13 protein-coding genes and 6 tRNA genes are annotated in these 13,064 nt (G+C 62.6%); 9 read left to right on the forward strand and 10 right to left on the reverse strand.

Annotated elements, in window-relative coordinates:
* Positions 1-124: 124 nt before the first annotated feature.
* A complete protein-coding gene (locus tag DOM41_RS16335) occupies positions 125-424 on the forward strand; it encodes a hypothetical protein (RefSeq protein ID WP_245391886.1) in 300 nt (99 codons plus the stop codon).
* 363 nt (positions 425-787) lie between these two features.
* Here the strand turns inward: DOM41_RS16335 and DOM41_RS16340 are convergent.
* The 10 genes from DOM41_RS16340 to DOM41_RS16385 all read right to left on the reverse strand — a co-directional run bounded on the left by DOM41_RS16340 (position 788) and on the right by DOM41_RS16385 (position 4,960).
* A tRNA-Ser gene (locus DOM41_RS16340) sits at positions 788-875 on the reverse strand.
* 94 nt (positions 876-969) lie between these two features.
* Positions 970-1,548, reverse strand: a complete 579-nt coding sequence (locus DOM41_RS16345; RefSeq protein WP_110687913.1) for a nitroreductase family protein — start codon at positions 1,546-1,548, stop codon at positions 970-972.
* Between the two features lie 62 nt (positions 1,549-1,610).
* Positions 1,611-2,450 carry an NADPH-dependent 7-cyano-7-deazaguanine reductase QueF gene (gene queF / locus DOM41_RS16350; RefSeq protein ID WP_110687914.1) on the reverse strand — a complete coding sequence of 280 codons (840 nt, stop codon included), beginning with the start codon at positions 2,448-2,450 and terminating at the stop codon, positions 1,611-1,613.
* Positions 2,447-3,220: an ABC transporter permease gene (locus DOM41_RS16355; RefSeq protein WP_110687915.1), complete on the reverse strand. Its 774-nt coding sequence runs from the start codon at positions 3,218-3,220 to the stop codon at positions 2,447-2,449. The genes queF and DOM41_RS16355 overlap by 4 nt, the downstream gene beginning before the upstream one ends.
* The gene (locus DOM41_RS16360) at positions 3,217-4,194 is read right to left on the reverse strand and encodes an ABC transporter ATP-binding protein (RefSeq protein ID WP_110687916.1); all 978 of its coding nucleotides are present in this window, start codon (positions 4,192-4,194) and stop codon (positions 3,217-3,219) included. The genes DOM41_RS16355 and DOM41_RS16360 overlap by 4 nt, the downstream gene beginning before the upstream one ends.
* A 182-nt stretch (positions 4,195-4,376) precedes the next feature.
* Positions 4,377-4,452 (reverse strand) — tRNA-Glu (locus tag DOM41_RS16365).
* Positions 4,453-4,523: 71 nt separating this feature from the next.
* Positions 4,524-4,598, reverse strand: a tRNA-Gly gene (locus DOM41_RS16370).
* A 48-nt stretch (positions 4,599-4,646) separates the two neighbouring features.
* Positions 4,647-4,722 (reverse strand) — tRNA-Glu (locus DOM41_RS16375).
* Between the two features lie 36 nt (positions 4,723-4,758).
* A tRNA-Gly gene (locus tag DOM41_RS16380) sits at positions 4,759-4,833 on the reverse strand.
* Positions 4,834-4,884: 51 nt separating this feature from the next.
* A tRNA-Glu gene (locus DOM41_RS16385) sits at positions 4,885-4,960 on the reverse strand.
* 285 nt (positions 4,961-5,245) lie between these two features.
* On the opposite strand from DOM41_RS16385, the gene msrB reads away from it, so the two are divergent.
* From msrB to DOM41_RS16425, 8 genes are all read left to right on the forward strand, one after another.
* Positions 5,246-5,644: a peptide-methionine (R)-S-oxide reductase MsrB gene (gene msrB, locus DOM41_RS16390; protein WP_110687917.1), complete on the forward strand. Its 399-nt coding sequence runs from the start codon at positions 5,246-5,248 to the stop codon at positions 5,642-5,644.
* Between the two features lie 308 nt (positions 5,645-5,952).
* On the forward strand, positions 5,953-6,912 hold the full coding sequence (gene ylqF / locus DOM41_RS16395) for a ribosome biogenesis GTPase YlqF (protein ID WP_110687918.1): 960 nt from the start codon (positions 5,953-5,955) through the stop codon (positions 6,910-6,912).
* Positions 6,913-7,038: 126 nt separating this feature from the next.
* Positions 7,039-8,265 (forward strand): pyridoxal phosphate-dependent aminotransferase, encoded by a 1,227-nt coding sequence (locus DOM41_RS16400; RefSeq protein ID WP_110687919.1) that lies wholly within the window; start codon positions 7,039-7,041, stop codon positions 8,263-8,265.
* A 207-nt stretch (positions 8,266-8,472) separates the two neighbouring features.
* Complete coding sequence (gene htpX / locus DOM41_RS16405) at positions 8,473-9,375, forward strand: protease HtpX (protein ID WP_110687920.1); 903 nt, start codon at positions 8,473-8,475, stop codon at positions 9,373-9,375.
* Between the two features lie 215 nt (positions 9,376-9,590).
* Positions 9,591-10,883 (forward strand): cytosine permease, encoded by a 1,293-nt coding sequence (gene codB / locus DOM41_RS16410; RefSeq protein WP_110687921.1) that lies wholly within the window; start codon positions 9,591-9,593, stop codon positions 10,881-10,883.
* A gap of 131 nt (positions 10,884-11,014) precedes the next feature.
* Complete coding sequence (locus DOM41_RS16415) at positions 11,015-11,536, forward strand: DUF3455 domain-containing protein (RefSeq protein ID WP_110687922.1); 522 nt, start codon at positions 11,015-11,017, stop codon at positions 11,534-11,536.
* A gap of 108 nt (positions 11,537-11,644) precedes the next feature.
* Complete coding sequence (locus DOM41_RS16420; RefSeq protein WP_245391887.1) at positions 11,645-12,208, forward strand: sigma-70 family RNA polymerase sigma factor; 564 nt, start codon at positions 11,645-11,647, stop codon at positions 12,206-12,208.
* Positions 12,205-12,975, forward strand: coding sequence for an anti-sigma factor (locus DOM41_RS16425; RefSeq protein WP_110687923.1), 771 nt, complete (start codon positions 12,205-12,207; stop codon positions 12,973-12,975). Before DOM41_RS16420 ends, DOM41_RS16425 begins: the two co-directional genes overlap by 4 nt.
* Positions 12,976-13,064: the final 89 nt, after the last annotated feature.

The following is a 13,064-nucleotide window of genomic DNA, read 5'->3' on the forward strand; positions in this document are numbered from 1 at the left end:
GATATTGACCATATACCCCGACGTTGCGCACTCGCTTTGGCAATGGATGGCAGACGCAACTCCCCTTCTGAGGCACGTCCTCACTGGCTCTGCTGCCGATCGGTGCTGAATGAACGCCTCACACTTGGAACACATCGTCATCGCGCTCGGGGTTCAGTGCCTGCTGTGGCCGCTGGTCGGGCGCTGGGTCGCCGGCTCGCTGATCGTCGCGATCTTTCTCGGCCGTGAGATCGCTCAGCACGAATACGCCGGTGGCGGACCCAACCACGTCGGTGTTCTCTCCGGTCTCTTTCATCACTGGTCGCCCGACTCGATACTCGATGTCCTCTCCCCCGCAGTGGCCTGTGCGCTGCTCGCGCTATTGGCGCCGGGAAGCTTGCTGTGGCGAAGGCGACGGATACGCCGTCAGCGAGACACTCGCTGATGGCATCGATGATCGTGACAGGCGGCGCAAGGCACGCAGACTATCGCGCGGCATGCCCCGATCGGGAGGGAGATTTCAGGCAAGGCGTCAGCAGTCGACAACCCCACCCGCGCTGATGGCTAACTGGCGAAATGACGAAGGCAACGGCAAAAAAAACCCCGGCCCGGAGGCCGGGGAAGTACGCAGGGGGTGTCCCCACGCCATTATCAGCGCTCGGACGCGCCGCGACAGACTGAAATGACTGGTCATTCCGTAGGAGTTGCTGCAGCGTCGGCGCGAACCGAGAGGGGTGGCCGCCCCACACCAAACCTTACCTTCAGACACGAAAAAGCCGGCTACAAGAGCCGGCTGATTCAGAATACGTGGCGGAGGGGGAGGGATTCGAACCCTCGAAGCCTTTCGACTTACACACTTTCCAGGCGTGCTCCTTCGACCACTCGGACACCCCTCCGCATTGTCATCCCGATCTCGGCGTGCGTGACGCCTCGTTCAGAACGGCGCACATAATATCGAGCTAAACCCGTGATCGCAAGACATTTTTTGAATCAGCGTCCTTTCTCTTCACCATCCCAGCGCTCGACGAACTTCTCGTGAGCCTCCCTGGGCGCCTCACGCAGTTTTCCCGCCGGATGGCCCAGATAGAGATAACCCAGCAGCTGCTCATGCTCACCGAGCCCCAGCGCCTGCCATACCCCTCGATCATGGGCGTAGGTGCCGGTACGCCACATCGCGCCCAACCCCTGCGCGAAGGCGGCGTAGAGCATGGCGTGGGCAGCACAGCCCGCCGTGATGATTTGCTCCACCGGCGGGACTTTTTTGTTGTCCGGCGTGATGTGGGCGATCACCGCGATGATCAACGGTGCGCGCTTGGGCTTCTTGCGCGCCGCGGCAAGATGCTTCTCGCTGATCTCGGGATCCGTCTGCCGATCCGATTCCGCGAAGATTTCACCCAACCGGTCGATTCCGGTGCCGCTGAATTCGATGAAGCGGTAAGGCCTCATCTCCTTGTGGTCCGGCGCGCGAAGCGCGGCGCGGTAGAGCGCATCGAGCTGATCTGCCGAGGGCGCAGGCCCCTCGAGCTTACCCATCGAGCGACGCTGATGAAGCAGTTCCAAAGCATCCATGTTCGACTCCTTCGCAACCCTTTGCCCCTGAACCGCTATCGGCTCACCTGGGGTCATACGATTCACTGGCGCAGTAGACGCGGTGGCAGCGTAGGTGACCAGCCAGGGGTTGCCCGCCAGGGATTGATGTCGAGACCACCGCGACGGACGTAACGTGCCATTACCATCAGTCGCTCGGGACGACAGCGTGCCATGAGATCCACGAACAGGTGCTCGACACAGTGCTCGTGAAAATCCTGGTGCTGTCGGTAGGAGACGATATAACGCAAGAGCGAGGCAGGATCGATCCGTGGCCCCCGGTACTGAATGACGACACTCCCCCAGTCCGGCTGACCGGTGACGGGGCAATTGGATTTGAGCAGATGGGAATGCAGTGTCTGCTCGACCACCCTCGCCTCGTCGCAGACGAGCAGGTCCGGCGCCGGCGCGTAGCGATCGATATCGACCTCAAGCGCGTCGAGACTCTCCCCGGGCAAGGGTGCCGGGGCCAACTCGGACGCGTCCGGCGAGAAGAGCTCGACGCTGACCTCGGCCCCTGCGATGGCCGTCAGATCGCGTCGCAGCGTGCCGACCACGCTGTCACGGTCGCTGAAGGTGGTCTGATTGAAACTGTTGAGATAGAGCTTCCAGGACTTCGATTCGATCAGACACGGGGAGTCCGCCGGCAGCCGAAATCGTGCCACGGCGACTACCGGCTTGCCGCGCGGGTTGAGCCAGGAGAGCTCGAAGGCCCACCACTCGTCACCGCCCACAAACGGTAGCGCGCTCTCGGTGATCCCCAGCGGCGCGCGATTGGCGGCACGCTCGATGGGGAACAGCAGGCTGGCATCGTAGCGCTCCGGGTAGGCCGATTCACGACCGAGTGGCGCATCGGTCAACGTATCGGGACGCTCAGCGCTCACGAGCGAATCCCCTTGCCTCGATTGAGCATCCACAGCGCCAGGCTCCAGAACACCACAATGAACGCAGCGATCGCGACCAGAGCGCCGGCCACAGGAATGTCGGAGATGCCGAGGATGCCGTAGCGGAAAGCGTTGACCATATACAGGATCGGATTCGCCATCGCGATGCTCTGCCAGAAATCGGGCAGCAGATCGATCGAGTAGAAGACACCGCCGAGGTAGGTGAGCGGAGTCAGCACAAAGATCGGGATGATCGAGATATCGTCGAACTTCTTCGCCAATAGCGCATTGATGAAGCCCGCGATGGAGAACAGCAGCGCCGTCATGATCACCACGCTCAGCGTCAGCAGCGGATGGTGCAGACTGAAGTCAGTAAAAAAGAACGAGACCAGGGTCACGATGAGACCAACGCCGAGGCCACGCGCCGCACCGCCGATGACGAAGCCGCCGAGAATCACCCAGTTGGGCATCGGCGAGACCATCATCTCTTCGACACTGCGCTGAAACTTGTTGGAAAAGAACGACGAGGCCACGTTGGAATAGCTGTTGGTGATCACCGACATCATGATCAGCCCGGGCACGATATATGACATGTAGGAGATGCCGTGCATCTCGCCGACCCGGGAACCGATCAGATTGCCGAAGATGATGAAGTACATCGTCATGGTGATGGACGGCGGCACCAGCGTCTGCGGCCAGATGCGCATGAAACGCCGAATCTCTTTGACCACCATGGTCCAGAGGGAAATCAGTAGCTGTCGATGATTCACGATGCCGTCTCCTTCGCCGACGTGGAAGTGGCCGAGTCGATATCAGAGGCAGTGTCAGGCTCAGAGGTCATGTTGACGAAAAGCTCTTCCAGACGGTTGGAGCGGTTGCGCATCGACAGCACCTTGATGCCCTGGGCAGAGAGCTGCTCGAAGGCGTCGTTGAGACTGGTCCCCTTGCGCACCGACAAGGCAAGCTGCTGGGCATCGACACGCTCGAGCTCAAAGCCATCGAGCGCCGGCAGCGTCTCTATCGGCGCTTCGAGATCCAGCAGGAATGCTTCGGTGTCCAGTTCGGTCAACAGTTCACGCATGGACGTGTTCTTGACGATCTCACCACGATTGATGATCGCGATGTTACGGCAAAGGCTCTCGGCCTCTTCGAGATAGTGCGTGGTGAGGATGATCGACGTCCCCTCCTCCCGATTGATCCGGCGCATGTACTCCCACATGCTGCGTCGCAACTCGATGTCGACGCCGGCCGTCGGTTCGTCGAGGATCAGCAGCTTGGGGCGGTGGATGAGCGCGCGCGCGATCATCAGTCGGCGCTTCATGCCGCCGGACAGCATTCGTGCGGCACCTCCCCGCTTGTCCCAGAGGCCCAGGTCCTTGAGCAGCCGGTCGCTTCTCGGCTTGGCCTCTTTCATCGACATGCCGTAGTAGCCCGCCTGGGTCAGGATGATGTCCTCGACCTTCTCGAACTGACTGAAATTGAACTCCTGAGGTACGACACCGAGATGGTACTTCGCCTTGGCGAAATCCTTGTCGATATCGATGCCGAAGATCTTCACCTGCCCCGCCGTCTTCTGAACCAGCGAGCAGACAATACCGAGCGTGGTGGACTTGCCGGCGCCGTTGGGCCCGAGCAGCGCGAAGAAGTCGCCCTGCTCGACATCGAGATCCACGCCTTTCAGCGCTTCGAAACCATTACCGTAGACTTTGGTCAGCCCGCGGATGGACAGTGCAGGTTCTGCCATCAGGGTGTCCTTGTGAATTGACTGATTGAAGTGCGGAGTCACGAGTTGACGTCTCCGCCGACATGGGGTCGATTCTTCGCGAATCAATAGTGAGCAGACGAATTGACAACGTTGTCGTCGCGCCGTGGATGGGCAAAACAGCGACGAATCAACCGGAAGGTCTAACGCGAGATAAACGGAAGTGGCGTCCCATAGGGGGTTCGAACCCCTGTTACCGCCGTGAAAGGGCGGTGTCCTGGACCACTAGACGAATGGGACGCAAGGACCGAAACAGCTGAGGCGTTTCGGCTACCACCATGCCGATGCGGGCGCATCGCCATCTTTCAAACTGGAGCGGGAAAGGAGATTCGAACTCCCGACCCTCGCCTTGGCAAGGCGATGCTCTACCACTGAGCTATTCCCGCTTGTCATGCCGAAGAGATGTTCGGCGGATGATCAGTTGATCATCGAAGTGGCGTCCCATAGGGGGTTCGAACCCCTGTTACCGCCGTGAAAGGGCGGTGTCCTGGACCACTAGACGAATGGGACGCAGGCGATCGGCAGCGCCGATTCCATCTTTCGAACTGGAGCGGGAAAGGAGATTCGAACTCCCGACCCTCGCCTTGGCAAGGCGATGCTCTACCACTGAGCTATTCCCGCATTCCAACCGCTGAAACTTGATAAATTTCAACGAACCTACCAGGAGTCGAGTGGCGTCCCATAGGGGGTTCGAACCCCTGTTACCGCCGTGAAAGGGCGGTGTCCTGGACCACTAGACGAATGGGACGTGATGTCTCGTCTCCGTCGAGGTGGCGCGTATATTACTCAGCGCCTTTTTAAGTGTCAAGCCATTGATTCAACCGATTTTCACCCAGACCTATCCGTCTGGCGCAGCGCATGATCCGAGCGACTCACCCGCCCCTCTCCCAGGGAGCAGGTCTGGCTGACACACAGCAAGCGTCGCAACGCACAGGCGCTGGTCACCCAACACAAACTAGCCTGTAATGAAGAGACCGAGCCCGACGGGCCAGGTACCGTGGCGGGCGAGACCACGCAGGCCAGGAGACCAACGATGAGCAAGATCCAGAAGAGCGAAGCCGAATGGCGCGAGCAGCTCACGCCAGAGCAGTATCACGTGACTCGAGAGAAAGGGACCGAACGGCCGTTCACCGGCGACTATCAGGTCGAACCCGTGCAGGGTATCTATCACTGCATCTGCTGCGGCGCCCCCCTGTTCGAGAACGAGCATAAGTTCGAGGCACACTGCGGCTGGCCAAGTTTCGACCGTCCGCTGGCCGCAGCGTCGGTCGAAGAGCATAGCGACAACAGTCATGGCATGCGGCGCATCGAGGTGACCTGCCGGCGCTGCGACGCGCACCTTGGGCACGTGTTCCCTGACGGTCCAACCGAGACCACCGGCCAGCGCTACTGCATCAACTCCGTGTCCCTTACCTTCCACGCGGGAGAGTAAGCGACAGCGCGATACGACGCCGCGCAACTAGCACGCTGAAACGCGCACGCTTTTTTGACCAGAACACTGCCCGTCCAGAGCAGTGACTATCTAGCGCACTGCCTGGCGGGGGCATGCTCTCACCAAAGCACTCTCTACCCAGCCTGCACGGATGCGTTCTGTTCTGACTCGTCGAGCGGTGCCACGCCGCTCGACGACAACGGTCGGCGCGGGCTACAAGGGCCGCCATTCTGCTAGAATGGCGGCCCTTTTTGGTGGGGCGAGGTCCGCCCCGACGCCAGCTTCCCAGGATGATGCAGGAGAGACCCATGCTCGGCTGGTACCCCGGACATATGAACAAGGCGCGGCGAGAGATTCGCGAGGCGCTGCCCGAGATCGACGTCGTGATCGAAGTCCTCGACGCTCGACTGCCCTACTCCAGCGGCAATCCGATGCTCGCCGAACTCACCGAGCACAAGCCGGTGCTCAAGATTCTCTCCCGTGCCGACCTCGCCGACCCTGACGCGACGCAGGCGTGGGTCGACCATTTCGACGCCCAGCTGGACAGCCGTGCCATCGCGGTCACCACCACGCAAGGTCGGGAACTCAAGCCAATCCCTGCGCTTTGCCATGAGCTCGCCGGCCAGGTGCGCGCCGATCGCGACGTTCGCGTGATGGTGATGGGCATTCCCAATGTGGGTAAGTCGACGCTGATCAACGGGCTGGCCAAGCGCAAGATCGCCAAGACCGGCAACGAGCCCGCCGTGACCAAGCGGCAGCAGAAGATTCGTATCGATGGGCGCGTCGCCCTCACCGATACGCCGGGCGTTCTCTGGCCCAAGATAGAGGATCAGGCGAGCGCTCACCGCCTCGCCGCCAGCGGCGCGATTCGCGACACCGCCATCGAATACGTCGATGTCGCCATCGTCTGCGCAGCGGAACTCGCCAAGCGCTACCCACAGGCGCTGCGGGAGCGCTACAAGCTCGGCGACCTGCCACCCTACGCTCCACGGGCGGACGCCGAGTCGGTCGATGCCGATGGCCCCCTGCTGGTCGATCTTCAGGCCAGCGCCGGTTTCGACGGACACGCCATCCTCACCGAGATCGCGCGCAAACGTGGCGGTCTCAAGGCCGGCGGCGTGGTCAATCTGCACCGGGGCGCGGAAGTTCTGCTACACGAGCTTCGAGATGGCAAGCTCGGTCGCGTGACGCTGGAACTACCCTCGGACATTCCTCCCCCGCCGCCGGCAGCGCCGCCCGAGGAGGAGACGGCAACGCCATCCGCGTGAACGATGGCTCCTCACCTCACGATTTTGTCCCCCGCGTCGCTGCGCTATGCTGGCCCCGGCGCGTTGCGTCGCGCCCGAACACGACTCACCCGGCACTCTCAATCGCCGTGCGCACATGGAATCACGATGAACAGCCCCATTCGGAAATCGCACAAGCTCGACAACGTCTGCTATGACATTCGCGGGCCCGTTCTCGAGCACGCCAAACGCCTCGAGGACGAAGGCCACCGCATCCTCAAACTGAACATCGGCAACCCCGCGCCCTTCGGCTTCGAAGCGCCCGAAGAGATACTTCAGGACGTGATGCGCAACCTGCCGACCGCCCAGGGCTATTGCGACTCCAAGGGGCTCTATTCCGCGCGCAAGGCGATCATGCAGGAGTGCCAGCGCAAGGGCATCCCGGGCGTCGGGGTCGAGGACATCTTCGTCGGCAACGGCGTCTCCGAGCTCATCGTCATGGCGATGCAGGCACTCCTCAACGACGGCGACGAGGTGCTGATCCCCGCGCCGGACTATCCGCTCTGGACCGCTGCGGCGAACCTTTCCGGCGGCCATCCGGTGCACTACATGTGTGACGAAGCCGCCGACTGGTCCCCGGACATCGCCGACATCCGCGACAAGATCACCTCGCGCACTCGGGCGATCGTGCTGATCAATCCCAACAACCCTACCGGCGCGGTCTACCCGCCGGCAGTGGTCAAGGAGATCCTCGCCATCGCGCGCCAGCACGGCCTGGTGGTCTTCTCCGACGAGATCTACGACAAGATTCTCTATGACGGCACCGAGCACGTCTCCACCGGCGCACTGGCCAGCGACGACCAGCTCGTGGTGACCATGAACGGCCTCTCCAAGAGCTACCGCTGCGCCGGCTTTCGCTCAGGCTGGATGATCCTCTCGGGGGGGCTCGGCAAGCACAACGCCGAAGACTTCATTCAGGGCCTCAACATGCTCGCCTCGATGCGCCTGTGCGCCAACGTACCGGCACAGCACGCGATCCAGACCGCACTCGGCGGCTATCAGTCGATCAACGACCTGATCCTGCCCGGCGGCCGTCTGCTGGCGCAGCGCGACGTGGTCCACGAGAAACTCAACGCGATTCCTGGCGTCTCCTGCGTCAAGCCCAAGGGCGCGCTCTACGCCTTCCCGCGGCTCGACCCGGAGAGGTACCCGATTCACGACGATGCCCAGATGGTGCTCGATCTTTTGCTGCAGGAGCGCATTCTTCTGGTTCAGGGCAGCGCCTTCAACTGGCCGGGCACGGACCACGTTCGCATCGTGACGCTGCCCTGGGCGGACCAGCTCGGCGATGCCATTGACCGCTTCGCCCGCTTCCTCTCCCGCTATCGCCAGTGAATTCGAGAGGCCCACGCCGCGGGCCGGCGTGGGCTGCGGTTCGAGTGACACGGGATCGTCTCAGGTGCTTGAAACCCCAGGCCGGAAATCGTATCTAACGCTTCCATCAGCGATGAATTCGTCGCCGACAACCCCCATATCAATCGCTGGCCGAACACTGCATCCGCGCCACCGCGCGGGGCCCACTACGACTGAGGGTAACGACCGATGATGCGAATCATCCTGTTTCTGGCAACCAACCTGGCGGTAGTGCTCGTTGCGAGCATCACGCTGCGCCTGCTTGGCGTCGAGCCCTACCTGAACGCCAACGGGCTGAACATGAACAGCCTGCTGATCTTCTGTTTCGTCTTCGGCATGGCCGGCTCGCTGGTCTCGCTATTCATCTCCAAATGGATGGCGAAGATGAGCACCAAGGCTCGCGTCATCGAGCAGCCGAGCAACTCGAACGAGCAGTGGCTCGTCGAGACGGTGCGCGAACTCGCCCAACAGGCCGGAATCAAGACGCCGGAAGTGGCCATTTTCCCGGCGCAGCAGTCCAATGCCTTCGCCACCGGCTGGAATAAGAACGATGCGCTGGTCGCTGTCTCGCAAGGCCTTCTGGAGCGCATGCGGCCGGAGGAAGTTCGTGCCGTGCTCGCCCATGAAATCGGCCACGTCGCCAACGGCGACATGGTCACGCTGGCGCTGATCCAGGGCGTACTCAACACCTTTGTGATGTTCTTCGCCCGCGTTGTCGCACAGCTGGTGGACAGCTTCCTGCGGGGACGTGATAGCGGCGGCGGGCTGGGCTTCATGGGTTACTTCGCCGTGGTGATCGTCGCCGAAATCGTCTTCGGGATGGTCGCCTCGATCATCGTTGCCTGGTTCTCGCGTTTTCGCGAGTATCGCGCCGACGCTGCCGGCGCGAAGTTTGCCGGCTCCGGCGCGATGATCAACGCGCTCTCTCGTCTCAAGGCAGAAACCAGCCAGCCCGATCAAATGCCGGACTCCTTGACCGCTTTCGCCATCACTACCGGCCAGACCCGCAAGGTGATGGAAAAACTGTTTGCCAGCCACCCGCCGCTCGACGAGCGCATCCGCGCACTCAAAGAGTCCGCCTACCGCGATTGACCGCCTGGCTCGGCGGCGACCCCGCCGAGCCCAGACGCACCTCTTTGGTGCGTAGCACATCTTTTTCGGCAGTCACGTCACTGCTTCGCACCACTTGGGTGCGCCGACTCACTCGCGCGTCGTCATTGACCCGCGACATCGCGGGCCGGACGACCATGCCGCGCTACGGCATGCTCTTTGCATGGTAAAGGGATCATCACCCCGAGGCATGCCCCATGACATCCCCTACTCCCGATACCGACTACCCCTTGAGTGAAGTGCCAGCGACGGCGCGCAAACCCTTTGCCTCACTCGTGATGCTCCTGCTCGGCTTCACCTTCTTCACCGCGACCATGTTCGCCGGCGGCCAGCTTGGCGGCGCCTTTCCGCTGTCCGAGCTTCTCACGCTCATCGTCCTGGGCAACCTGCTGCTCGGCGCCTACGCCGCAGTGATCGCCTTTTTGGCGGCACGCTCGGGCCTGAGCACCGCCCTCATGGCCCGTTTCGCGCTCGGCACCCGTGGCAGCGCCCTCTCCGATTTGCTGCTGGGGATCACTCAGATCGGCTGGTACGCCTGGGGCGTGGCGACGATCGCCAAGGTGCTGGTCTCAACCCTGGGCCTGTCGGCCGGCTGGGCTGCGCCGCTCATGGTGCTTTTCGGGTTTGGCTTCTGCCTGACGGCTGTCGTGGGCTACCGCGGGTTGGCCCTGCTATCTCACCTCGCCGTGCCGGCGATGGTGGTCCTGATCGCCACCAGCATGATCATCGCCTGGAGCGACGGCGGCGGCTGGCAGGGCCTGGAGACGCTGACACCCGACCACAGCCTGGGTTGGGCGGCAGGCATCACTTTGATTTTCGGAACCTTCGTCTCCGGTGCCACGCAGGCAAGCAACTGGAGTCGATTCGCTCGGACCCCACGCCAGGCCGTGATCGCCACCCTGGCGGCATTTTTCGTCGGGAATGGCCTGATGATTCTGGTCGGCGCGGTTGGCGCCTTCGTCTATGGCGCGCCGGACGTCGTCGAGGTGCTGGCACTGCAGGGGCTGGCCGCTGTCGGTCTCGTGATGCTGTTTCTCAATCTGTGGACGACCCAGGACAATACGATCTATAACTTCGCCGCGGCCGGCTGCAACCTGCTGCGCACACGACGCCGGGGACGCGTCACGCTGGCCGGCGCGGCGATCGGGACGCTGCTGGCGCTGGCGGGAATGGACGCCATGCTGGTGCCGTTCCTGATCGCGCTCGGCACCTGCATCCCCCCGCTGGGCGGCGTCATCATCGCGGACTTCTTTTTTGCTCGTCGCGCCCGCTATCCCAAACTCGCCGATACCGCATTGCCACGCTTTCATCTACCGGGACTCGCCACCTACGCGCTGGCGACCTTCGGTGCCTGGCTATCCCCCTGGCTACCACCGCTGGTGGGCATCGCGCTGGCACTGGCGCTCTACCCGCTGTGCACTCGCCTACTGGCAGGGCTGGGCGACCGGGCTGGCCGCCGCCAGGCGCCGGCTCGCGATGCCGCTTCTTGAAGACCGAGCGAATCAGCGAAAAAAAGTTGTCATCTCCTGCATCCGTTGAGTGTCGTCATCACTAATCCAAGGGCAAGGCGATAGGCCTTGCTCCTTTTTGCAGTCAACGACTTCATGCCAGGAGAGTACCAATGACAACCCGGAAACTAGCCAGCGTCACGGTCACCGCCGCCCTGTTCAGCGGACTGAGCCTGGGCGCGCTTGCCGACATGACGCCCGAGGAAGTCCAGGTCCCGGAAGGCAACGAGATCGCCATGGAAACGGTTGGTGTGGGTGAGATTACCTACGCCTGCGAGATGAAGGACGGCGACTATGCCTGGGTCTTTAAAGGCCCCGACGCCAAGCTCAACGACACCGACGGCAATCAGGTCGGCAGCTACTACGGGCCCCCGGCAACCTGGGAATCCAGCGATGGCTCCAAGATTACCGGCACACAGATCGGCACGGCGCCGGGCGGCGATGGCAATATTCCGCTGCAGCTCGTCGAGGCCAATCCGGCCGAGGGCGAAGGCCACATGACCGACGTTACCTACGTCCAACGCCTCAACACTCAGGGTGGCGTCGCCCCCGACATGGAATGCAGTGCCGATAACGAAGACGACACCGAGATCGTCGAATATCAGGCAGACTACAACTTCTACAAAGCCAGCTAGTCACCCAAAAAACAGGTCGCAGGGATGCGGGCTCGCCACGGCGGGCCCGCTTTTCGTAGACTGTCACTCGTAAGCCCCGTCAGGGGGCTCGAAGCAAGGGACGCTCGAGTGACGCATAACAATCCGAACGAAGATCACGGCCAACTACTGATGGCCTGCGCCAAGGGGGACCAGGGTGCACTACAGGCACTCTACCGCCTGGAGGGAGCCCGTCTACTGGGCGTGGTGCAGCGTATCGTCAGCGACCGCGCCGTCGCCGAAGACATCATTCACGATGCCTTCGTCAATATCTGGACCAAATCGCACACCTTCGATGCCGAGAGAGGCTCGGGCAAGACCTGGATGTTCAGCGTTGCCCGCCATCTCGCCTTGAATCACGTTCGTCGCCAGTATCGAGAAGTGACGGTGGACGACGTCACCGCCGAAAAGCTCGATGCGGAACGCTCGCTCGCGGCAAGCGCCGAGATCGAGGACAGCTTCGATTGGCAGGGACGCGGCGATCTCGACCGCTGCCTCAGAGCGCTGGGGCCAGAGCGCCGCAACTGTCTGTTTCACGCCTACGTCGACGGCTACAGCCACTCGGAGATCGCCGAGCGGCTCGACCGTCCACTGGGTACCGTCAAAGCCTGGATAAAGCGCAGTCTTCATACGCTGCGCGAGTGCCTCTCATGACCGACAGCTCACAACCTACCCCTAGTCCCGAGGCACTCGATGACCTCGCCGGCGAGTATGTGCTTGGCACGCTCGACGACGAAGCGCGCCGCTCGCTGGAGCAGCGCCTGCCGCGCGAACCGGTCTTGCGAGATGCCATCGCGCGCTGGGAATCGCGGCTCACGCCCTATACCAGCATGGTCGACCCCGTCACGCCGCCGCCGGCGCTGTGGGCCCGGATCGATCGCAGCGTCTCCGAACGCACCCTCCGCGAGGGCACCGACGCCGACAGCCGAGTCGCCGAGCGCCCCCAGGCCAGCAACGATGACAACGCCACGCCGTGGTGGTCTGCGCTGTGGCAGAACCTGCCCCTTTGGCGCGGCGTCAGCCTGGCCAGTGTCGTCGCAGCGCTAGGACTGGCCCTGGCGATACCGTTGCAGAGCGACACCGGTCCGCGCTATCTGGTCGTGCTTTCGACGCCACAGCACACCCAGGCCGGCTGGATGATCCAAGCCGCGTCGCAGCGCGACATCGAGCTGATCCCCCTCGAGGATTTTCAGGTTCCCGCCGGCAAGACGCTGCAGTTCTGGACCAAGGCCGACGACTGGAGTGGACCGGTGTCGCTGGGTCTGGTCGATGCGAGTGGGCCACGGCGTCTGACGCTCGACGAGCTGCCGCCGCTCCAAGAAAACCAGCTCTTCGAACTGACCCTGGAAAATGATGGCGGCTCACCGCTGGACCGACCTACCGGCCCCATCCAGTTTATCGGCCGGGCGGTCTCGCTGTAGCGCATCCGCTCGAGCCCCTCGCCCTGCCTTTCTGCTTTCTCTCGCTGACGGCAGCGGCCCGACAAGCGCCGAGGACCCACCGCCGCCAG

Source organism: Salinicola aestuarinus (genome assembly GCF_003206645.1).
Taxonomy (GTDB): Bacteria; Pseudomonadota; Gammaproteobacteria; order Pseudomonadales; family Halomonadaceae; genus Salinicola; species Salinicola aestuarinus.